Origin of the sequence: Metabacillus malikii (assembly GCF_030813355.1) — a bacterium.
GTDB classification, from domain to species: Bacteria; Bacillota; Bacilli; order Bacillales; family Bacillaceae; genus Metabacillus; species Metabacillus malikii.
In genome coordinates this window covers 63192-84647 of record NZ_JAUSUD010000002.1, presented here as the reverse complement: position 1 = coordinate 84647, position 21456 = coordinate 63192, and the positions used below count along the sequence as shown (strand labels likewise).

The following is a 21456-nucleotide window of genomic DNA, read 5'->3' as shown; positions in this document are numbered from 1 at the left end:
AAGGTTTCATATTTTCAGATAATATTAAATTTCCTTATTTATATATTTTTCTATAATGATGTTTCGATGATGAATTTCATGTCCAACAATTATCCAAGCAAGTGCACGAACAGTTATTGGAGAATGTAAAGCAATTCCTTGATTTAACCAGACGTTACTACCTAGTGTATTTAACAAAGCAATTGTCGATGTTCGAACAGCTTGATAGTGTGCAAGCAATAATTCGATTGATAGATTATCAAAAGAGCCATTCATTATATATTTGTCCTTATCAAAGCCCGCATATGAACTGTTTTCTCCTCTTGCAATACATAGTAATAAATGTGATAACATTCGTTCTCCATCTGTTAAATGTCCAATAATTTCTTTAATACTCCATTTATTATCCATATAGCGATAATGCAGCTGTTCTTCTGAAAGACTAGATAATAGCCTTTTCGTTTCATTGATTTGTTCCTTTAAGAGAGAAAAAATATTACCGTCAGGAACTAATTCTACATATCTCTTAAAATAGTCATCATATTCATTCACGCTAGGTCTTTCCATTGTCATCCTCCTCGGCTCTTTAATAGATTTTGCAAGGCTTTGCTTTACATTGACTGTCTGGCAAAGGGTGCAACTATCCTCCCAACACAGCAGCAAGTGATAATACTAAAATAACCTTTCGATAAATTGTTAGTATTTTCCTTCCTATTTGAAATAATTGTCGTAACAAATTGTCTTCTTGTCGTATTTCCCCGGTAATATTACACTCTCCTCTATTATTTAAACAAATGCACAAATCGTTATTTACTAGTTTGAACGTACAACCATCCTATAACCCTCCACATATATTGTTATTAATCTTATAAAAATAGGAGGGTTTTCAATGTTGGTTTGGCTTAGTATTTCAGTCGCAATTGTTGTAATCTTATTAACTAGCTTCTTAATCTCGAGAAATTCAACTGAAGATACTGCTGAGGAATATAAAGAGAAGCAGTTAATCGTAAAATTTTTAGACGATACACCGCTTGAAAAAATAGATGAAATTCACAAAAGAATGAAGTGTAAGATGATTGAAGAGAATAAGGAATTAGGTATTCACGTTATTGAATCAAAAAGAAATGTTAAAAGAATGTTAAAGAAGTATAGTAAATTATCAGAAATAGATTTCGTAGAGCCTAATTATATTTATAAGGCTTCAGTAGTACCGAACGACCCCTATTTCTCCTATCAATATGCCCCACAAAAAATGAATACTCCAGCCGCTTGGGATGTTACTCAAAGTAACCAATCTATAAAAATTGCAATAATTGATACAGGTGTTCAGCTAAATCATCCTGACCTTCAAAGCAAATTATTATCTGGCTACGATTTTGTAGACCGCGATAATAACCCTGATGATGGCAATGGTCATGGCACACATGTTGCAGGAATTGCTGCTTCTGTTACGAATAATCTTCGAGGCATCGCAGGAATTGCACCACTAGCTTCTATTATCCCGGTACGAGTATTGGACAATAGCGGGAACGGATTAATGAGTGATATTGCTGCCGGAATTATTTATGCTGCGAATCAAGGTGCTCAAGTTATTAACTTAAGTTTAGGTGGCCCACAAGGTGCTTCTACATTACAAAGTGCTGTTAACTATGCGTGGAATCGAGGAGCTGTGATAGTTGCTGCAGCTGGAAACGACGGTGTTCCTACTCCAACTTATCCTGCAAACTATTCGAATGTTATCGCTGTAGGCTCAACTGACGAATCTGACCGAAAATCAAACTTCTCTAATTATGGACGTTGGGTTGATGTTAGTGCACCAGGTTCTAACATCTTATCAACGTATATCGGTGGTCGCTACGCTTATTTAAGCGGAACATCAATGGCATCTCCTCAAGTTGCTGGAGTTGCTGCACTCCTAGCTAGTCAAGGTCGCGGAAACGCGCAAATCCGTACTGTCATTCAAAACAGTTCAGACCCAGTACAAGGTACTGGAACATATTGGCTCTATGGTAGAGTTAATGCAAACAGAGCAGTTCGATACTAATTTAACTACCTCCCTGTAAAAGGGGTAATATTTACAACAAGGGTGAATTTGCACCCTGTTGGAAATGAAAGGGGCGGGAGTCCATTGAAATTATTGACGATGGTAACTCCCTACTCCAGCTAAATACGTAAACTAGTATCACCCCAAAATGTGACGAAAAGAAATACTACATGTTTTATAAATGATAAGTGAAAATAGATATAATTACATTGACATATAATCAAAGACTAGATATACTAGCATTTGAATTTAGTATGTATAGCAACTATATAATGAGGGATTCCAATGAGATATTCATTTCAAGATTATATTAGTATTAAGATACATAAGACAGACTTATTGCTGACCAATTTTATTAAAACAAAATTGGAATCTTATAATATAGCCCCTGAACAAAATCTTATTTTAATGTTACTTTTGGAAAATGACGGGCTAACACAGCAGCAACTTGTGATAAAGCTAAATAAAGATAAAACGAACATCGCGAGAATGGCAGCAAGCCTTGAAAAAAAAGGATTCATTAGACGTAGTGAAAGTCAGAACGATAGACGGTCTGTTACGTTACACCTTACCGAAACTGGAAAAGCGCTCGGCGATATCATACTCCCCATTTCGGAAGAATTTAACGAGCAGATTAGCAATGGTTTATCTAAAGAAGAGCTAATTGAGCTTGAAAGATTACTAACTAAGATTAGTCAAAATGTCCAAAAGTCACAATAATTTTGGACGTGCACTCTTTTAGTTGCTATACCAACTTACACATCTCAAAATGTTGCTACAACAACCTTTTTCAAAACAAATTTCTGGAGGTTTTAACATGACTAACGTACTATTTATTAAAGCAAATTCTCGTCCTATCGAACAAGCAGTAAGTGTGAAACTATATCATACATTTCTAGAAAACTATAAGGAAGCAAATCCGAATGATACTATAACTGAATTAGATTTATTTGCTGAAAATCTACCATACTATGATGTTGATAAAATTAATGGTATGTATAAAATTGCTAATGGCTATGAGTTAACAGCTGCTGAACAGGAAGGTACTGACTTAGTTAATAAATATCTAAACCAATTTCTTGCTGCTGACAAAATTGTCATTGCATTCCCACTATGGAATTTCACTGTACCCGCAGTATTACACACATATTTAGATTATTTAGCACAGGCTGGGAAAACATTCCGTTACACTCCGGAAGGTCCTATCGGTTTACTACCAGATAAAAAAGTGGCATTACTTAATGCTAGAGGTGGCGTTTATTCTGAAGGTCCAGCTCAAGCAACTGAAATGGCCGTTAATTATGTAAATACTATGTTATCATTCTGGGGTGTAAAAAATATAACTTCCGTAATTATTGAAGGACACAATCAATATCCAGCAGAGGCTGAATCAATCATTGCGAAAGGCCTAGATAAAGCTGCGACAGAAGCAAAACAATTTTAATAAATTTGGAAAGAGTTTGACCATTTCCGAAAAACGTTAATATAAAGTAGGATGACTTTTATTCGTTCGCATTTATTGTCTGAGGGTCCTGAACCTAGAGTTACCTTCTTTATTTGACTCGGTCTGATAGGGAATTTTGAATGAGCAATCATCAGAATTCCCTCTTTTTTGCACCATGAGCTTATAATGGATATATCCCTCAACCCAAGTAACTGTCGTATTATTTGGAGCATGGTACATTGGAACGATGAAATGAGATATTTCCAAGTAATATCTAAATAAACCCGATTCATGAAGGCCTAATTGTAAAAAGAGTCCCTTGGAATTGACCTTCATAAAAACGATGATGACCTTTTCTTTAAAGCGTTGATGTATTGATGTTCATTTGACTTATGAAGACCCTTTTTCTTCAAGGCAGTTATTGTTTTGGTCTTCATCCGTCCTATGAAGACCTTTTCTCTCTAGCTCCATTATTGTTTTGGGCTTCATCCACCTTATGAAGACCTTTTCTCTTAAGCTCCATTAACATTTTGGGCTTCATCAATTTTATGAAGACCTTTTCTCTCTAGCTTCATTATTATTTTGGTCTTCATCCACCTTATGAAGACCTTTTTTCTTCAAGCCAGGGATTATTTTGGTCTTCATCCATCCTATGAAGACCTTTTTTCTTGAGCTCCATTAACATTTTGGGCTTCATCCATCTTATGAAGACCTTTTCTCTCTAGCTCCATTAACATTTTGGGCTTCATCTATTTCATGAAGACCTTTTCTCTCTAGCTTCATTATTATTTTGGTCTTCATCCACCTTATGAAGACCTTTTTTCTTCAAGCCAGGTATTGTTTTGGTCTTCATCCATCCTATGAAGACCTTTTTCTTGAGCTCCATTAACATTTTGGGCTTCATCTATTTAATGAAGACCTTTTCTCTCAAGCTCCATTATTATTTTGGTCTTCATCCACGTTGTAAGGATTTTTTTCTTCAAGCCAGTTATTGTTTTGATCTTCATCTGACTTGTGGAGATTTTTTCTCTCTCAAGACCAGCCTCTGCTATTACCTTCATCTGCACCATGAAGACTTCTCCACTCCTAAAAATAAGATAGCATTAATACTCAACATTGAAGACGAAATGGCAATAAAATGGCTTTTCCGGCAAATTCTACACGTTTCTTCTTGTGGGACAGTTTATTCGTTTGCATCCCCGAAGAGTAACAAAAAAAATGTTCACTCAGCATCTCAAATGAGTTAAAATAGGTTTCAACAATTGCTGGAGGGATTCAAATGAAAATCATTGAAAGTATCACTTATAAACTAAATGCTCCACTAACAGCTGAGGATGTGGCACGTGTATATAAGTCCTCAGGTATTAAACGGCCTATAGATGACCTCCCAAGGATACAGCGTATGATTGAGCATGCTGATATAACATTTACGGCATGGGATGAGCATAAATTAATCGGGATCGCCAGAGCGATAACTGATTATAGTTACTGCTGCTATCTGTCAGATTTAGCTGTTGACAAGACTTATCAGTATAAAGGAATTGGCAAGCAGCTCGTTCGTCTTCTCCAGGAAGAAATAGGAGAAGAGGTAGCACTTTTACTTCTGTCATCACCTACTGCCATGGAGTACTATCCTAAAATCGGTTTTGATAAAATAGATAACGGGTTTAAAATCTCACGAAAACGCTAAGGGTTATATGTGTCAATCCCTTAGCGTTATGTAAAATTATATAGCGATAGATTACAAGGACCAATAAATTGTGTCCTTGTCTTCCTTAATATGATGAAGGCCTAGCTTTTCAAGTACTCTTTTAGATGCTAGATTATCTGAATCACACGTAGCAGTAATACGTTTAACCCCCTCTTGTCTCATCCCCCATTCTATCATCGCCCTTCCCATCTCTGTTGCATATCCGTTGCCTTGATAGCTCGGAACGATACTATATCCAATTTCAAGGTCTCCTTCATTGTTTGGTCCGCCCTTAAATCCCATATCACCAATAATTCGCTTATTATTCTTATGAATAATAATCCCCTCCCACTTTTCTTCATATGGATAAGTAGTAAAGCGGTCAATTTTATATTGGAACATATGTAAATATACAGGTAATGGCCATTCTTCCGCTGCATGATAAGGAAGTCTTTCAATCTTTCCATCTAGTATTGCCTTCATCATTTCTTTTGTAAATGTAATCATTCGTAGGTTTTCTGTTTCGATATTTGGCATGTTACACACTCCTGATGTATAAATTTGTTGCTCGTTTCATATTTTTATATAGTTCATAATACTATACTTTTAGTCTGGTACAAAAATTAGTACACTGAAAAAGCTATTTACCTTACCTCATTTTATTTCTATAATGAAATTTAAGCGTTTTACTAATGCAAACTGGAGGATATTTATGCTGAAAAAAAGCATCTTTTATATTGTTGGAATGTTTATTGCATGTACTGGGGTAGGCTTAGTCATTAAAACAGATGTTGGTGCAGGACCATGGGATGCTTTTTACGCAGGTTCAGCTGATAAACTCCATCTCTCCATCGGAACATGCATGATTATTGGACAAATCATATTATTATTTATTAATAGCCTTTTATTAAAAAAACGGCCAGCTTTTGAATCCGTTATTACGTTTGTCTTATGGGGGATTATCCTTGATATTTGTTATGAAATCTTTTTAAGAAATGTTGACCTAGTTAATTATTCTTTATTATCGCGCTGGGCCTTTTTTCTATTTGCTGTCATTTTAATCGGTGTTGGGATAGGAGTCTATCTCGTTTCAAGCTTTCCAGCTATGCCTTATGATGGGACAATGCTAGCACTTGTTGAACGGTTTGGTATTAATATGAATATAGCGAGAACGATATTAGAGGGTATTGGACTTGTCATTGCGTATTTAGTTGGAGGACCAGTAGGATTGGGCAGTTTAATATTTGTCCTACTACTGGGGATGTTTATTCAGGCTTGTCATACTTATGCCAAAAAGGTGTTAATCTAGATAAACAGTTTTTAATTAAATATTATTACTAAATAAAAAGAGTACTATTACATCATGATTAGTACTCTTTTTTATAGTTGCAATTGGATATATTTTCATTATACTGTATAGTTAAATTATGGGAAACTAACAACTCAGTTGCAATAATCCAAAAAAGGAGCTGCATATGTTTAAGAAAACCTTCCATTTCCCTTTAATCTATTTTGTTGTCTCGGTTGTTTATCAGTTCATTTTTCATGGCAATGTTGATTGGTTTCGCAATATTATCGTATGTGGCTTCATTTACTTCATTGTTCTATTTACAAAGTGGGCCGGCATACGACATAAATGGAAAAATAATGCCTCTTAACTATTGATTAGAGTTCAGCCCTTCACCAGACATGGAACAAACATTCCTTTATATCTTTTGGATGGAGGGACCAGCTCTTTGAAGTCTGTTAATTTTAATTAACTGACTTGGTTAGTGAAATCGACAACGTCTTGTCTTTTATAACTTCATCAGGTGCAATACTTTGCATGTTAACAAACCCTTCACCTTTATGAGTAACCTTTAAATTCGCTATTTTTCCAAGCTTCATAACATCAGCTAAACTCCAGCCATTAAGATTTGGCATTGTTGGTTCTCCAGTTGTTTTTATTAATACTTTTGAGCCTTCCATTAATTCTGTATCTTTTCCAGGAAATGTTTCTACAACTTCTGTACCTCTACCGATAATAATTGGTGTCAAGCCATTTTCTTTAATTGCTTTTGTAGTTTCTGAAACTTGGTGACTTTCGTAATTAGGTAGTTTTATCGTAGCCGATTTTTGTTTCTCACCTATTACTTTACCTTTATCAGCTGTTGCATCCATCTTTTTTAATCCATAATCCATTACAGAATTAAATATTTCTGAAACAGGCTGTGCCCCGATTTGATCCGGTTTTAAGTTTGGCTTTTCGACAGCGACGTACACCACTAGCTTCGGGTCATCGACAGGCGCCATCCCTAAAAAGGAAAAGATATAATTATTCCGGCCAGTTTGGTATTTCCCTTTACCATCAGGGATTTGCGCAGTACCGGTTTTTCCAGCGACCTGATAATCATTAAGCTGGAATAGTGTTCCCGTACCATCATTGACAACTGAGGTTAGCAGCTTTCTAGTAGCTAATGCTGTTTCTGCAGTAATCGGAGCATTAATTACAGACGGTGTAAACTCCTTAACCGTTTTCCCTTTCTCATCGGTTATGCCCTTGATAATATAAGGCTTCATCATTTTCCCATCATTGGCAATTGCAGAGGCTGCCGTTACTAATTGGATCGGTGTCACGATTGAGCCTTGTCCAAATGAAGTAGTTGCCTTTTCAATTGGATAATTGTTTAACAGCTTACCGTTTTCCTCACTACTTAAATCAATTCCCGTTTTGCTATCAAAGCCAAATTCATGTAAATATTCATAAAACCGTTCATACCCTAATTTATCCTTTGCTATAATCGTAAAGGCGACATTCGAGGAGAGTTCTACTCCCTTGTTAAAAGTAATCGTTCCCCAACCTTCATCATTATGGTCATGTATCGTCTCTCCAGAAATCTCGATAGCTCCAGATTTATACTTTTCCTTCCCATTATAAACACCATCATTTATTGCCGCAGCAAGCGTAAATATTTTCATTGTTGAACCTGGTTCAAACGGATAAGAAATGCCATAGTTCAAGTAATTGACCTCGCCATTTTCATTAGGATAAATAGAAGGCCGATTACTCATTGCGACAATTTCACCAGTTTCTGCATTCATTACGATTCCAATTATTTTCTCGGGTGCATATTCCTCTATAACCTGGTTCATCGAATCATCTAATAACGTTTGAATATTTGTATCCAATGTAGTGACAATGTTATGCCCATTTACCGGTGGCTTTGATTCGATTTCTTCTGTAGGTAATCTTAGACCTTGTTTATCATTTTTAACCTTTATGTATCCGTCTTTGCCAGCCAAATCTTTCGAAAACTGTTTCTCGATTCCGGAAATTCCTTCACCATCGAAGTTTGTAATTCCGACAACATGTGAAGCGAAATCACCAAAGGGGTAAATCCGTTTCAAATCAGGTGTAAAGACTATTCCCGGTAACTCCATCTCACTTATCTCTTTCATCTGTGAAAAACTCACATTTCTACCGATATTCCCTAACTCTACTTGGTATTTATTTTTATTTTCAGTTAACATTTGCTCAATTTTCTCCTTGTCAACGTCTAAAACTGATGCTAACTTTTCAGACGTTTTAGGAATATCTTTCACATGATTATCACTATTTTGGTTAATAATTGCAGCAATTGTATACACATGTGAATCTGTTGCGATTACGCTGCCGTCTCGTGTTAAAATATCTCCATTTTTCCCCTCAAGTAATTCTTGGTTTGTGATTAGTTTTTCTCGAGTATCTACTAGATTCACACCATGAATGTTACCAGTTACCATGATATAAAAAAACCTTGCTAAAATAACGATAAAAAACCCGAGAAAAAGAAGAGAAAGGATACCTGCTCCTCGGTTCATAAATGGTGATTTTTTAAGTTTCATAGAAAACCTCACTAATTATTTTTCATATTATTAGGGAATCTTAGTATTTTTTCACTTTTATATACTAGTTATTAAGTTATTAAGTAACTATATCTACATTCGGTTCTTAGCTCCAATTAAAACCAAATAACAACTATCTAAATTTTACCATAAAGCATCTACCATGTTGATTAATATTTTTCAACATGGTAGAGAAACATAAAGCCGCTATTCACTGAAATTGCAATCTTCAACAAATGTTATATTAAAAATTTCTATTGCTTGTGGTAAGCAGCTACAATAAAAAAAGGCGACTTATAAAGTTGCCTTTGAAATAATTTTCACATTATCTGGTTTGAATCAACTACCGTTGTCTTTATCATTTAACGAATGACCATCAACCACTATATACTCCCTCACATGTTCCAGCTTTTGGCTCATAATAACAATGATTTTTAAATTGTCCTGCAAAAGGTTGCCCATACCATGTTGGAGGACATGGTGCATATGGGTTAAAGTACCAAAGCGCAAACTTTCCCGGATGCTGCCGCCAATAATCTAAATTTTGCTTTGCTAATCGCTTTTCAACTGATCTAGCCCGTTGATAAAAGACATTACCTTTTTGAACAGCTTCAAACGAATAATTTCCACCTTGTACTTGATAAATCACTTGTGATACAGTTCGTAAATCTTTAAAATCTAAACAATTTGCCACGAGCCGATTCACAATGACATTTCCAACATAAAGCATTCCTTGCTTGCCTTCTCCTTCTGCCTCTGCTCTCATCATCCTTGCCATTAAGTCAATATCAGAATCCCTATATTTCACTCTTGCCAATTTTCTCACCTCTCCAACCTATAGTATGAGGTGAAGCCCTTATTAATGATATTGGACAATTAGAATTTATGTTTCTTAGTAAGAGATTATTAAAAATAAGTAAATAATCTAAGTTACTTCCTTCCATCCCTATAGCCACAATTCGGACAGAAGTTTAACAAAAGTCCATATTCATATTTACAATTCTGGCATTGTTTATTTATGATATGATTGTTCCTTAAAATTTCACCGCTTTGAGCAAAAGAATGTAATATCTTTTCTTGGTTTCTCATGATTTGAAACATCGAAAATAATAAGGTAGTTATTGTTGCACCAACGGATGTCCAAATAAAAAATCCGTAAAATGAGCCAGTTGTTAGACCTGTAGCTACACTAATAATAAAAACGATGATACCGACAATTATAAGTATTGCACCCATTTTCCCTCCCCTTTTTAAAACGTTTTCATTATACCGTAATATTTTTGTTCGTTGTTACCAAAAAAATAATCGTTTGTTTCTTTCAATCTACAATTTTAAATTTATTCCTTACCTAACAGAAAGAGAGGAACTGGTAGTTCACACTATACTTTCATTATACTTTATGTATCTATTTATATATAAAAAAACTAAAGGAATAAGTGGAGAAGAATTTCCAAAGATGAAAAATCGACACCTATCATATTTGAAAATACACTCCACAACAACTATCTATCTACCATAACCCTATCAGCTATATATTTTGCATCAGCACCAACCCCTTGGAGTAGTGCGGAGCCACGACGGTATTGCCAAGGCAAACCAATAAAAAATAAGCCCTCAATATTTGTGACGCCTCGATGGTGAACTATTCTACCTAAATCATCAAAAACTCCATCTATTTCCAACCAAGGTATACTAGATTTATATCCTGTTGCCCATATAATATTTTCTACATCAAGATGCGAGCCATCTGAGAAAAAAACACGGTTCCTTTTTGCATCTATTACCATATTCTTTACATTTACTTTATTATTTTTTATTGCCTGTTTTAATTCATATCCAAAAATGATATCTTCTTTCTTTTGAATGACCCTTCCTAGCATTGATGAATTCGTTGCTTTCAAAATTCCAAGTTTATCAAACCACCAAAAAATACTTTTCTTGCGAATCGTTACAGGTAAAAATTTAAGCTTTTTACGATGTGCTAAATATGTATTTTTTTCTTCAGATAACTCGACAGCAATTTGAGCACCACTATTCCCTCCACCAACTACAAGAACATTCCCTTCTTTCAACTGCGAGGGATTTTTATAATCGGACGTATGAATTTGATATACTGAATGTGATAGATTTTTAACGAATGAAGGTATATTTGCTGTTTGAAATGGACCTATGGCTACTATCAGATTGCGAGATTGGAAATATCCTTGACTTGTATGTATGTGAAAACAGCCATCTCGCTTAGACACATTTCTCACTTCTGTTTGTAGCTGCACAGGTAATTCAAACCTTTTTACATATTTTTTTAAATACTGTGCGATTTCATCTTTTGAAGGAAATTGATGTGCATCCCCCTCAAGTTTCATTCCAGGTAAGGAGCTATACATTCTTGGTGTAAATAATACTAATGAATCATATCTGTTTTTCCAGCTTTCTCCGATTTCATTAGCTTTATCTATGATAATAAATGATTTCTTAGACTGTTTTAAATAGTATCCAATTGTAAGCCCCGCTTGACCTGCACCGATAATCATTACATCGTACAAAATTAACACCACCTAATATGAATATGTGTTCATATAATGAATTTTAGACGGTATTGAAATACATTTCAATAAACTTTTTAAATATTGTGACTAGACTCGAACTAAATGAGGATCGAGCTTTTTAAATTTTGCAGTATCATCCCTTTTATTAGTTCTAAAGACTTCTCATTTTTTGTGTGAAGCACATAAAAAACATCTCTGTCGCTATAAAACAAACAGCAGAGATGCTCGAACAATTTATTTAGCTTTTTTGTTGCGTCATAAAACTAACGAGAACATAACTGATAAGTGATAACAAAATAGGTAAAACAACTGTGTGCATACCTAAAGCATTTGGCGCAAGCCTATCAAAAAGGATATACGAGCTCATCCCAACGAGCATTGATGTAATTGCACCATATTTATTACCTTTACTCCAATAAAGACCAAACACAACCGGCCATATAAAAACAGATTCGAGTCCTCCAAATGAGAAGAGATTTAACCAAATTAAAAAATCTGGTGGACTAAGCGCAAACAAAATGACTAAGATTCCAATAATTGAAGTGACCGATAGACTTACTTTTTTAATTTGAGATTGTGTCGCGTTAGGATTAAGGTAATTTAAATAAATATCTTTTGTAATTGCTGAACTAACTAATATGAGAAGAGAATCGACTGTCGACATTATTGCTGCCATTGGAGCAGCTAGTACAACCCCTGCAATCAGAGGTGGTAAAACGGTAAGTGTTAAAGTAGGCATTACGCTATCTCCTACTTCAATTCCCGGGATTACTGGTCTAGCAAAAACTCCTATTAAATGCATGCCCAGCATAATAAAGCCGATGACAATCGTTCCAATAATAATGGCACGATGCATTGATTTTGAGTCTTTATAAGACATTGCACGCACCGTTATTTGTGGAAGTCCAATTACCCCCACACCTACAAGTATCCAAAAGCTTGATACGTATAGTGGTGTTAAATCCTGCTCTGCCCCAAAGGGTGAAACTAAGTTCGGATTTTCACCTACGAGGTCTGCCATAATGTTCGGGATACCACCGCCAGCTATAATCGTTGCAATTAATAAAATGGCTGTTCCAGCAAACATAATGACTCCTTGTACAGCATCTGTTAAAGCAACCGCACGGAAACCACCAATAATGACATAAATGAGCACAGAAATTGCAAAAATAAACAAAGCAGTTGTATAGGGCAACCCTGTTAACGACTCGATAAGTCTAGCACCACCAACCCATTGTGCAGCCATCGCAGAAAATAAAAATACAATGATACTTAACGCGGATAAAATAACTACTGTTTTACTTTGATAACGAGCCCTTAAAAAATCAGTTAATGTCACCGCTTCGTATTCCCTTGCCATAATCGCAAATTTTTTCCCTAATACCATTAAGACGAAATAGCCAGTTGCTAATTGAGCCATTGATAATAGTACCCAGCCTAAGCCCCTTGCATAGGCAACACCGGGTCCACCTATAAAGCTGCTAGCACTTCCATACGTGGCCATCATCGTCATCGCTAAAACAAAGCCGCCTAACTGTCGGCCACCTAAAAAATACTCTTGTATAAATGAATTAGATGATTTCACATATTTATTGGCCCAAAAGCCTACATAAAAAATAACAACTAAAAAAAAGAGTAACGGGAGAATGACAAACCAATTCATGAGTTTTCTCTCCCATCCTCATCCTGCTCAAAAGGTACCTCTTTAAACAGAAACGTAACAACTATGTATACTAGTAATACCATTAATAGAAAGCCAATTACACAACTATAAAAAAACCATTCAGGAAAACCAAGTATGTACCGGTATTCCAAGGGATCACCTGAGCCAAACCCATAAGCGAAACTAAACCACCAAATAAAATTTATTAATACGAGTATGATGCCAATTTTCGCTTCCTTATGAGCAATTTTAAATCGATTATCTTTCATCAGACATTCACCTACTGTTCAATCTATTCATTTTTTTCTTCTCATACAATACCAGAAGTTAATTATTTTGGAAAGAAATGAACATAACTCTCTATTGATTGTAAGCATGGATTTTAGTAGAGTTTGCTTGTATGTAACATTTTACAAGGCTGTTTTCGTAGACAATGTTGCTTTATGCATGGCTGGCGTTTTGGGTTGGTCTCCTCTTCCAGTACTCACTTACCGCGGGGAGTGTTAATTTTCGCCTTCATCAGTTTACGTAAGCATTTTTGGTGCTAACTATGCTCTAGGGTTTATGAAGACGGTTTTGCTACTGACTTCGAGTTATTTTCTCCTTCATCAAGCTTATGAAGACGATTTTGCTACTAACTTCGTTTCATTTTCTCCTTCATCAAGCTTATGAAGACGATTTTGTTACTAACTTCGTTTCATTTTCTCCTTCATCAAGCTTATGAAGACGATTTTGCTACTAACTTCGTTTCATTTTCTCCTTCATCGAGCTTATGAAGACGATTTTGCTACTAACTTCGTTTCATTTTCTCCTTCATCGAATTTATGAAGACGATTTTGCAACTGACTTCGTTTCATTTTCTCCTTCATTGAACTTATAAAGACGGTTTAGTAAATATCCTCTACTTATTTTGGTCTTTATTAGACTTACGAAGAACGCCCCTCGGGGTATACACCTGTGTCGTCTACCTCTCCCACGTATCCAAAAGTAGTCTAGAAACAACAACTCAACCTTCTGATTAATGTGACATATACAATAAAACCCTTAGTAAATATACTGTTTTCATAATGTTTTTTCACACTATGATTATTTGTATAATTTTACTAGGGTTTTTGTTATGTCCCAGCTGTCCCAGCCTCTTCGCTTTTTCAGTTTTCTAGGTTATTTTGAAGCTCCATTGCAGTTTGCTGTGCTCTTTGGAGATTTTGCTGTGCATTTAATACATCTAATTGTTCATCCTTCACACGCTGTTGTGCTACTTTTAGCTCATGGATTTCTGTTTGAACCTGTTGACTAGCTTGCAATAGTTGTTGATTTTCTGTTTGTAATTGTTGATGGGCAGAACGAACCTCATCTTGAGCCTGTTGTAATGTTTTTTGTTGGTCTTTTTCCATCTTCAACCCTCCAATTAGTCAGAAATCTCTCGTTATCAATGTTTATCTTGTACGTTTAATTCGAATCTATTCATGGTTAATTTGGTTCAACATGAACAATTACATCATATACACCATGCTTTTTCTTCAATTCATTTTCTACCTCGGTAGAGATATCATGTGCATCCTTAATTCCTAGCGTTGAATTAACGAGGATGACAATATCGACGACAGAATTGTTTCCATAATTTCTTGCTCTTATATCCTTTACACCTTTTACACCGTAAATTGTTAATACTGTTTGTTTGTATGCATGCATTTTCTCTGTATCATAGCCGTCCGTTAAATGATGTGAGGCATCTCGGAATATTTCCCAGGCAGTTTTACAAATTATGATTCCGACGAGTACTGCTGTAATTGGGTCGAGCCATGGTAAGCCGAATTGTGAACCAATGATTCCAATCACAGTTCCTATGCTTACTAAAGCATCTGATAAATTATCTTTTGCAGCTGCTAATAAGCCTTGGCTATTGATTTTCCGACCTAATTTCGAATTATACCGATAGACTAGAAACATAACAATTGCGCAGAAAAGCCCTGTCCACGCTGAAATCATATCAGGCACTTGGTCATGTTTAGTAAAAACTGAACGTAATGCATCAAATAACACTTGTATCCCGACAACTGCCATAATAAACGAGGCAACCATTGAAGCAACGGTCTCTGCCTTCCAATGTCCATATGGATGGTCTTTATCAGCTGGTTTTTGCGATACTTTAAGTCCAATTAATACCGCAATTGATGCAATAATATCTGTTGCATTATTTAACCCATCAGCCTTTAATGCTTCAGAATGTCCAATATACCCGACGATTAGCTTTAAAGCAGATAAGACGATATAAGCAATAATGCTTACGATAACTCCACGCTCACCCATTTTTAATTCGTTTACTTTCTGTTCCATATCACTAAGCCTCCACATTTCCAATTACTTGAACATCATAACAAGCAAAAAGCGAGTGGGTCTACAGCAATCTTGTTTCACTCCGCTATACTAGTAATAGATGGCAAAAACATTTTCATATATGCAACATCATCGCTCATAGGAAAAGAGGTTTATTCAAACTAAAAAGTCAGACCCCACAAACCTGATATATAGAAATAAAAGATAGATTACTTCTATATCAGATTTGTTGGTTAGGTCTGACCTTCTTGTCGCCCACTTTTGCCAGCTTATTTATTTTTTCCTTAAAGTTGCTCTTCCATTCTCCCATTTTACAATTACTTCACAATCAAAAAGTTCAGAAAGATTTTTAGTTTGTATGACATCCTCTGTTTTTCCTGTCGCAAACACGTTTCCTTTTTTCAATAGCAGCGTATGTGTAAATATCGGTAGTATTTCTTCAACATGATGTGTTACATATAATAAAGTTGGAGCGTTTTCCCACCTATTTATACTAGTTAGAGCTTCTAATAATCGTTCTCTTGCAAGAAAATCAAGGCCTGTCGTCGGCTCATCGAGAATTAACAGCTCCGGATTTGCCATTAAAGCTCTTGCAATTAATATTCTCTGCCTCTCACCTTGTGATAATGTTTCATAAGCTCTATCTGCGTATTCTAAACAGTGTAAGTCTTTTAATAAATCAATTGCTTTTTGCCTCATAGCTTCAGTAGGTTTATCATATAAACCTATCGATGCAAAAGCACCACTTAGCACAATTTCATAGGCTGTATCTGCCGGATAAAGCTTTTGCTGCAATCTAGCTGATACTATACCAATTTTCTTTCGTAGCTCCTCTGCTAAATAGTCTCGTCCAAAAACACTTCCTAGCACTGTGACATTACCTATAGTAGGAAAATAGTAAGCACAAAGCATATTTAATAATGCTGTTTTTCCTGCTCCATTTAATCCATATAAAACCCAATTTTCATGTTTTTTAATATGCCAATTAATATCTCGTAATAGCCAGTGTCCATCCCTTTTTAGTGATACATCTGTTAATTTTATGACAGTATCCATACCATACTCTCCCTAATACGTTTATTATTCCATCTTACAAGATCATCTACATAATCTCTAGCAATCAAATCATATTCTGTGAAAAACAGGTAACACTACCTTGTAATGCTAGAGACTTAGGAGGTATAAGATGCTAAATAATGATGAAGAATATCGTGATTTTTCAAATGTAGAGACTGGTAGGGATTTTCTTACTGCTGAAGAGTTTCCAGACGGTCCGTTCGGGTCGCCGATTCGCAAAAATGAAAAAGTAGAAAATAAAAGTACTCCTTGGCAAGAAGGGCAACAGTACTATAGTAATTTTGCATATGAAAATCGAACATTACATGAAGATTTACAAAGACAATTTCCTCATTCCCATCCAACACACGATGACAAAAGTAAAAAAACAGATAAACGGTATGAGGACTCATAAACCGTTAATCAACGCAATAATACCTTGGTAACCAAAATAAAAACCGAAACCAAGCAATGATACTCCCGAAATAATCGAAATGATTTTCAAGCTTGTATCATTTAAATACTTTCTAAAAAAGGTAGTTAAAGAAGCGACGAATACGTCCCAGATCGTCAGTCCTACAAATATCATGCAGCTATATAATAACAACTGGCCTGTACCATTCATTTGTGCAGTTTTTGCTAATACAGAACCATAAATCCCTAACCAAAATAAAATTGATAATGGACTTGTAATTGACATGATAAACCCTGTAAAAAAACATTTCGTTAATGACTCTTTCTTTCTGCTGTAGGTCAAGGCTACTTTGTTTACACCAATAATACTCTCAAATCCAGAATAAATGAGAATGAATCCACCAAATAACCATAGAAAAATTTGTACGACAGGGATGTCCATGAATTGGACCATACCTAAATAAACAAATAGCATAAAGAGACCATCAGCGATCATTGACCCAGCTCCAACAATCCATGCATGCCAAAATCCATTTTTTATCCCTTTATCTAACCGTACTGAATTAACTGGACCAATAGGAGCGGCTAACGAAATACCTAAAAAAATGTAGCTTATGATAATACTTATGCTCAATGAGGACCACTCTTTTCATCTAGTTTTGAAATGAAGCTATGTTACAAGAAATTATCTTTGATTAGAAAATGACAACTTGTACATTATATGAAAAGGGCTATGAGCTATGACAGTTACGAGTGAAAATTTTAAAGTGAATTGGTAATTTTTCTTTGTTTGACCATAGAAATAACGGGCATGATAACCATATCTAGTTAAAAGAGGTGATTGATTGTGGCAGATAAAGAGCCTGTAGAATTAAGTACTGATGATGCGGTTCTTCTAATGTTCTTACGTTTAGTTGAGGAAGATGGAGTAGAAGTAAAAATGACAGTTAGTGTAAGTGGTGCAATCATATCAGGTACTCTTATTGGTGCAACTGCTTATTATGATGGCATTACCGAATCCGCTAAATCATTATACGATAATACAATGTCTAAAATCATTTCGAAAAAGTTTAATGATTTAAAAGAAGCATATGCCAAGCAGAAAGATGAAGATTCGAAAGAAGAATCAGAAGAATTCTCTCCCTCATATATCCATTTGAAGGATGCAAGATATTTTAATGGAACAAACGATGACTTATCTAAAGGTACATGGTGGCGAGGTAAAGTTTCTTCAGTTGATGGATTTTCATTTGATTCGTTAACATAGGTTGTTAACATTGATGCTGCTCTTAACTTAGTTGGATTTAAATGAATACTGCAAGAGTATTCACGGTAGCGATGGGGTGGTGAGCTTCCTTGCTTCAGCGTCACAATAAGTAAATTTCTAGTTGCGTCTAGTTTGTACGCCGATATGCAAGCCACCACCGCTCTTTTAGTGTGAATTTCACGCGGTAAACAACTACATAAGACAGAACAACCTATGTATACACTAGTTTTTACTTTCAACTTTAACGAACCAATCATAATCCTTTTGTAATACAACAACTTTTTTTAAAAAACTATTATTAACATAATATACCGACTGAATCAATAGTTCTTCTCGAGTGATGGACTTTTGAAACGGTTCGTCTTTATCTGTTCATTTTAAGACAAGTTACTGGAATTATTTGACCTAGGAGGGTTTGTATGAGTAAGGTAAGCTGTAGTCCTGGCTCAAATCAGAAACCAAAAAAAGCTTCTGATGAAGGGAAATTAAAATGGTGGCAATTGTCCATTGTTGGGGTTGGGTGCACGATTGGGACAGGATATTTTCTCGGTTCAGCAATAGGGATTGGTATTACAGGTCCATCGATAGTGTTTTCCTTCCTGCTTGCTGCCTTGGGTACTTATACAGTCTTCAATGTTTTAGCTAAAATGACAGCAGATGACCCACAAGAGGGTTCATTTTGCTACTATGCCAGAATAGCTTACGGCAAATGGGCCGGTTTTAGCTGTGGTTGGAATTATTGGTGCTCAAACATTCTTATTATGGGAAGCCAATTAACCGCACTATCAATCCTTTCACGCTTTTGGTTTCCACATGTACCTTTATGGGTATTTGCCTCTATTTATGCAATATTAGCAATCATTGTCGTCCTGACAGGGACAAGCGGATTTGATAGAATTGAGAATTTACTAGCAATTATTAAATTTTCAGCGATTATTATGTTCATCATCATTGCTATTGTTGCCCTCTTCGGTTGGATACCAAGCGATGCTAAACCAAATGGGTTTTCATTAGCACCGAAGGAATTATTCCATAATGGTTTTAGAGGCTTCTGGGCATCATTAATTTATGCATTTTATGCGTATGGTGGGATTGAAGTAATTGGATTAATGGCCATGCAACTTAAGGACAAGTCTGATGCACCGAAGTCAGGTAAAGTTATGCTAATAGGCTTAGCAACTGTATATGTACTTTCACTTATTTTAGCAGTCTCGTTAGTATCAGTTGACCTATTTCATGAGAAAGAAAGCCCTTTTGTTACTGCTTTAACAAATTACAATTTATCTTTCTTCCCGCATGTTTTTAATGCTGCTATTATTATTGCTGGTTTCTCAACAATGACCGCTTCACTTTTCGGAGTGACTAACTTACTTGTTACACTGGCTAAGGATGGTGATGCACCTAAAATGTTTTCAAAAAAGCTTAAATTTAAAAACCTGCCCCTCCCATCCTTAACACTAGCAGCAATTGGGCTTCTTGCCTCAATTATTACAGCATTATTACTTCCAGGTAAAATCTACGAATACATTACAACTGCTGCAGGGATTTTAATTTTGTATAACTGGTTTTTTATCATCATTTCATCTTTGCGAATATTGAAAAGCAAAGGCTGGGGGAAAATACTTGCCTATATAGGAATTACACTTATTTTCGCTGCAATTACAGGGACATTGCTAGAAAAAGCAATACGTCCAGGCTTCTTCGTTAGTATATTGTTCGTTTCGATTATTTTTATCTTTTGCTTATTTATGAGAAAGAAGTGGAAAAATAGTGACGATACGAAATCAAGCAAGCCTATTAAGTATTATTAGATGATTACAGTTGCCTGATGGTTTCCTATTTTTCATATAACAAGTAAAGCGCTTGAGATTTTGCACAAGCGTTTTTTATTTCTCATCAACCTATAGCTGTTTTATTCACAACAAGAATGCTTTTCTAGCTTTATATCTAAGATTAATATGTATTGACTATTTCAATTTAGTATCATTATGTTTTCTCATAATTCATTTGGAACTTTATGGTATAATTAGTTGGTTCATAAATAATTCGTCACAAACTATAACATTTAACAACCAACTGAAAAGGATCCATTAATTGTGAACATGAATGTGTTAGGTAACAAAAGTAATCATAATTTTGTGCTAGGAATCATTTCAATTTTAATACCTGTAGTTGTAACAATTCTGATTATTAACTTCTTCTCAGCATTCATTCTGTTAGAAAAGCTCCAAGGTCTACCAGTGATTATGCCAATCTTTTTATGTCCAATCGGAGCAATGTTGGGCTTTATCTCCTATAGGTTATACAAAGGTAAACTATCATTGATTGGAATTATCATAAATATATTACTGTTCATGTTTCCAATAATCTATCATGTTTTAGGAACATTTTATTTCGGTGTCTAATGAACACAATCATTTCTAGTCTTTTTAGCTATTCCTATTAAAGTCAACTTCGTTATGTTACCTAATTGGAAACCGTATATTTATTGCTTCCAGGTCGTTTTTTTATTTCATTCCATGCATTGATCGCTTGTTCACGACTTTTCCCCTTATTATTTGGGTCCGCAAAAAAGTCACGGATGAATTGATTGTATTCAAATTGAGGTCCAATATTTGTTTTGTATGCAGAATCTTTCTTGCGTTCTTCTTCCATATACCAAGCATTCACTACGTCTTGATAAGTTTTTCCGATATTGTCTTTAAAGTAATTTTGAATATAGGTGGAAAAGTGGAATTTCGGAATGACTGACTTAAAAAAGGCTCTTACATTTTGACTGCAACGATGTCCTTCTGTAATGACTGTATCAAGGCTTAAAGTCGTATCAGTTTCAGCTACCTTTTGCTTATCTCTAGTAATTCTTTTCGGTTTAATTATTTTGCCTGTCTGCAAAAACATCTCCACTCTAGTCGATATCTCATTTTTAGAACCTGAGGCACTTATTCCATTTTCCCTGCAAAAGGTTTGTAATTCTTCTTTTAACCAGTAATAATCTTTAAATGTATCGACATGAATATCTTTCGATAGAATAGGTCTCAACTAATTCTCCCCTTCATTGTTTTAATTACATTATAGAACATTTGTTTCTATTTTTCAAAACAATTCCAATTCTTAACAAGACTATTTTTGTTTTCAATCCCCTCCTTCTTTGT

24 protein-coding genes are annotated in these 21456 nt (G+C 35.3%); 10 read left to right on the top strand and 14 right to left on the bottom strand.

The window, feature by feature from the left end:
• Positions 1 to 24 precede the first annotated feature (24 nt).
• Positions 25 to 546 carry a DinB family protein gene (locus tag J2S19_RS02685; RefSeq protein WP_307336839.1) on the bottom strand — a complete coding sequence of 174 codons (522 nt, stop codon included), beginning with the start codon at positions 544 to 546 and terminating at the stop codon, positions 25 to 27.
• 322 nt (positions 547 to 868) lie between these two features.
• On the opposite strand from J2S19_RS02685, the gene J2S19_RS02680 reads away from it, so the two are divergent.
• From J2S19_RS02680 to J2S19_RS02670, 3 genes are all read left to right on the top strand, one after another.
• Positions 869 to 2023 carry a S8 family peptidase gene (locus tag J2S19_RS02680; protein ID WP_307336836.1) on the top strand — a complete coding sequence of 385 codons (1155 nt, stop codon included), beginning with the start codon at positions 869 to 871 and terminating at the stop codon, positions 2021 to 2023.
• A 285-nt stretch (positions 2024 to 2308) separates the two neighbouring features.
• A complete protein-coding gene (locus J2S19_RS02675; RefSeq protein WP_307336834.1) occupies positions 2309 to 2743 on the top strand; it encodes a MarR family winged helix-turn-helix transcriptional regulator in 435 nt (144 codons plus the stop codon).
• A gap of 97 nt (positions 2744 to 2840) precedes the next feature.
• Positions 2841 to 3467 carry an FMN-dependent NADH-azoreductase gene (locus J2S19_RS02670; RefSeq protein ID WP_307336831.1) on the top strand — a complete coding sequence of 209 codons (627 nt, stop codon included), beginning with the start codon at positions 2841 to 2843 and terminating at the stop codon, positions 3465 to 3467.
• Positions 3468 to 4375: 908 nt separating this feature from the next.
• On the opposite strand, the gene J2S19_RS02665 is transcribed toward J2S19_RS02670, so the two are convergent.
• Positions 4376 to 4537, bottom strand: a complete 162-nt coding sequence (locus J2S19_RS02665) for a hypothetical protein (protein WP_307336828.1) — start codon at positions 4535 to 4537, stop codon at positions 4376 to 4378.
• 209 nt (positions 4538 to 4746) lie between these two features.
• Here J2S19_RS02665 and J2S19_RS02660 point away from each other — a divergent pair, with 209 nt between their 5' ends.
• Entirely contained in the window at positions 4747 to 5157 is a 411-nt protein-coding gene (locus tag J2S19_RS02660; protein ID WP_307336825.1) for a GNAT family N-acetyltransferase, read from the top strand.
• Between the two features lie 51 nt (positions 5158 to 5208).
• On the opposite strand, the gene J2S19_RS02655 is transcribed toward J2S19_RS02660, so the two are convergent.
• Entirely contained in the window at positions 5209 to 5694 is a 486-nt protein-coding gene (locus J2S19_RS02655) for a GNAT family N-acetyltransferase (RefSeq protein ID WP_307336821.1), read from the bottom strand.
• A 175-nt stretch (positions 5695 to 5869) separates the two neighbouring features.
• On the opposite strand from J2S19_RS02655, the gene J2S19_RS02650 reads away from it, so the two are divergent.
• On the top strand, positions 5870 to 6466 hold the full coding sequence (locus J2S19_RS02650) for a YczE/YyaS/YitT family protein (protein ID WP_307336817.1): 597 nt from the start codon (positions 5870 to 5872) through the stop codon (positions 6464 to 6466).
• Between the two features lie 166 nt (positions 6467 to 6632).
• Positions 6633 to 6815 (top strand): hypothetical protein, encoded by a 183-nt coding sequence (locus tag J2S19_RS02645; RefSeq protein ID WP_307336814.1) that lies wholly within the window; start codon positions 6633 to 6635, stop codon positions 6813 to 6815.
• A gap of 94 nt (positions 6816 to 6909) precedes the next feature.
• Here the strand turns inward: J2S19_RS02645 and J2S19_RS02640 are convergent, their stop codons facing one another.
• From J2S19_RS02640 to J2S19_RS02600, 9 genes are all read right to left on the bottom strand, one after another.
• On the bottom strand, positions 6910 to 9021 hold the full coding sequence (locus J2S19_RS02640; RefSeq protein ID WP_307336811.1) for a penicillin-binding protein: 2112 nt from the start codon (positions 9019 to 9021) through the stop codon (positions 6910 to 6912).
• A 376-nt stretch (positions 9022 to 9397) separates the two neighbouring features.
• Positions 9398 to 9838, bottom strand: a complete 441-nt coding sequence (locus J2S19_RS02635; protein ID WP_307336809.1) for a cell wall hydrolase — start codon at positions 9836 to 9838, stop codon at positions 9398 to 9400.
• Positions 9839 to 9951: 113 nt separating this feature from the next.
• Positions 9952 to 10257 carry a heme exporter protein CcmD gene (locus tag J2S19_RS02630; RefSeq protein WP_307336805.1) on the bottom strand — a complete coding sequence of 102 codons (306 nt, stop codon included), beginning with the start codon at positions 10255 to 10257 and terminating at the stop codon, positions 9952 to 9954.
• A 266-nt stretch (positions 10258 to 10523) separates the two neighbouring features.
• A complete protein-coding gene (locus tag J2S19_RS02625) occupies positions 10524 to 11564 on the bottom strand; it encodes a flavin-containing monooxygenase (protein ID WP_307336802.1) in 1041 nt (346 codons plus the stop codon).
• A 241-nt stretch (positions 11565 to 11805) separates the two neighbouring features.
• A complete protein-coding gene (gene panF / locus J2S19_RS02620) occupies positions 11806 to 13230 on the bottom strand; it encodes a sodium/pantothenate symporter (protein ID WP_307336799.1) in 1425 nt (474 codons plus the stop codon).
• Complete coding sequence (locus tag J2S19_RS02615) at positions 13227 to 13499, bottom strand: YhdT family protein (protein WP_307336795.1); 273 nt, start codon at positions 13497 to 13499, stop codon at positions 13227 to 13229. The genes panF and J2S19_RS02615 overlap by 4 nt, the downstream gene beginning before the upstream one ends.
• 879 nt (positions 13500 to 14378) lie before the next feature.
• A complete protein-coding gene (locus J2S19_RS02610) occupies positions 14379 to 14624 on the bottom strand; it encodes a hypothetical protein (RefSeq protein ID WP_307336791.1) in 246 nt (81 codons plus the stop codon).
• A 76-nt stretch (positions 14625 to 14700) separates the two neighbouring features.
• Positions 14701 to 15567 carry a cation diffusion facilitator family transporter gene (locus tag J2S19_RS02605; protein ID WP_307336790.1) on the bottom strand — a complete coding sequence of 289 codons (867 nt, stop codon included), beginning with the start codon at positions 15565 to 15567 and terminating at the stop codon, positions 14701 to 14703.
• Between the two features lie 273 nt (positions 15568 to 15840).
• Entirely contained in the window at positions 15841 to 16623 is a 783-nt protein-coding gene (locus tag J2S19_RS02600) for an ABC transporter ATP-binding protein (RefSeq protein ID WP_307336788.1), read from the bottom strand.
• Between the two features lie 130 nt (positions 16624 to 16753).
• Here J2S19_RS02600 and J2S19_RS02595 point away from each other — a divergent pair, with 130 nt between their 5' ends.
• Complete coding sequence (locus tag J2S19_RS02595) at positions 16754 to 17038, top strand: hypothetical protein (protein WP_307336784.1); 285 nt, start codon at positions 16754 to 16756, stop codon at positions 17036 to 17038.
• Here the strand turns inward: J2S19_RS02595 and J2S19_RS02590 are convergent.
• The gene (locus J2S19_RS02590) at positions 17033 to 17671 is read right to left on the bottom strand and encodes a LysE family transporter (RefSeq protein WP_307336781.1); all 639 of its coding nucleotides are present in this window, start codon (positions 17669 to 17671) and stop codon (positions 17033 to 17035) included. The two genes, J2S19_RS02595 and J2S19_RS02590, sit on opposite strands and share 6 nt — an antisense overlap.
• 213 nt (positions 17672 to 17884) lie before the next feature.
• Between J2S19_RS02590 and gvpU the strand changes: the two genes are divergently transcribed.
• The 3 genes from gvpU to J2S19_RS02575 all read left to right on the top strand — a co-directional run bounded on the left by gvpU (position 17885) and on the right by J2S19_RS02575 (position 20709).
• Positions 17885 to 18304: a gas vesicle accessory protein GvpU gene (gvpU, locus tag J2S19_RS02585; RefSeq protein WP_307336779.1), complete on the top strand. Its 420-nt coding sequence runs from the start codon at positions 17885 to 17887 to the stop codon at positions 18302 to 18304.
• A gap of 419 nt (positions 18305 to 18723) precedes the next feature.
• On the top strand, positions 18724 to 20115 hold the full coding sequence (locus tag J2S19_RS02580) for an amino acid permease (protein ID WP_307336776.1): 1392 nt from the start codon (positions 18724 to 18726) through the stop codon (positions 20113 to 20115).
• Between the two features lie 291 nt (positions 20116 to 20406).
• Positions 20407 to 20709: a YnaG family membrane protein gene (locus J2S19_RS02575; protein WP_307337491.1), complete on the top strand. Its 303-nt coding sequence runs from the start codon at positions 20407 to 20409 to the stop codon at positions 20707 to 20709.
• Positions 20710 to 20770: 61 nt separating this feature from the next.
• On the opposite strand, the gene J2S19_RS02570 is transcribed toward J2S19_RS02575, so the two are convergent.
• Positions 20771 to 21343, bottom strand: coding sequence for a DUF6434 domain-containing protein (locus J2S19_RS02570; protein WP_307336773.1), 573 nt, complete (start codon positions 21341 to 21343; stop codon positions 20771 to 20773).
• Between the last annotated feature and the right edge of the window lie 113 nt (positions 21344 to 21456).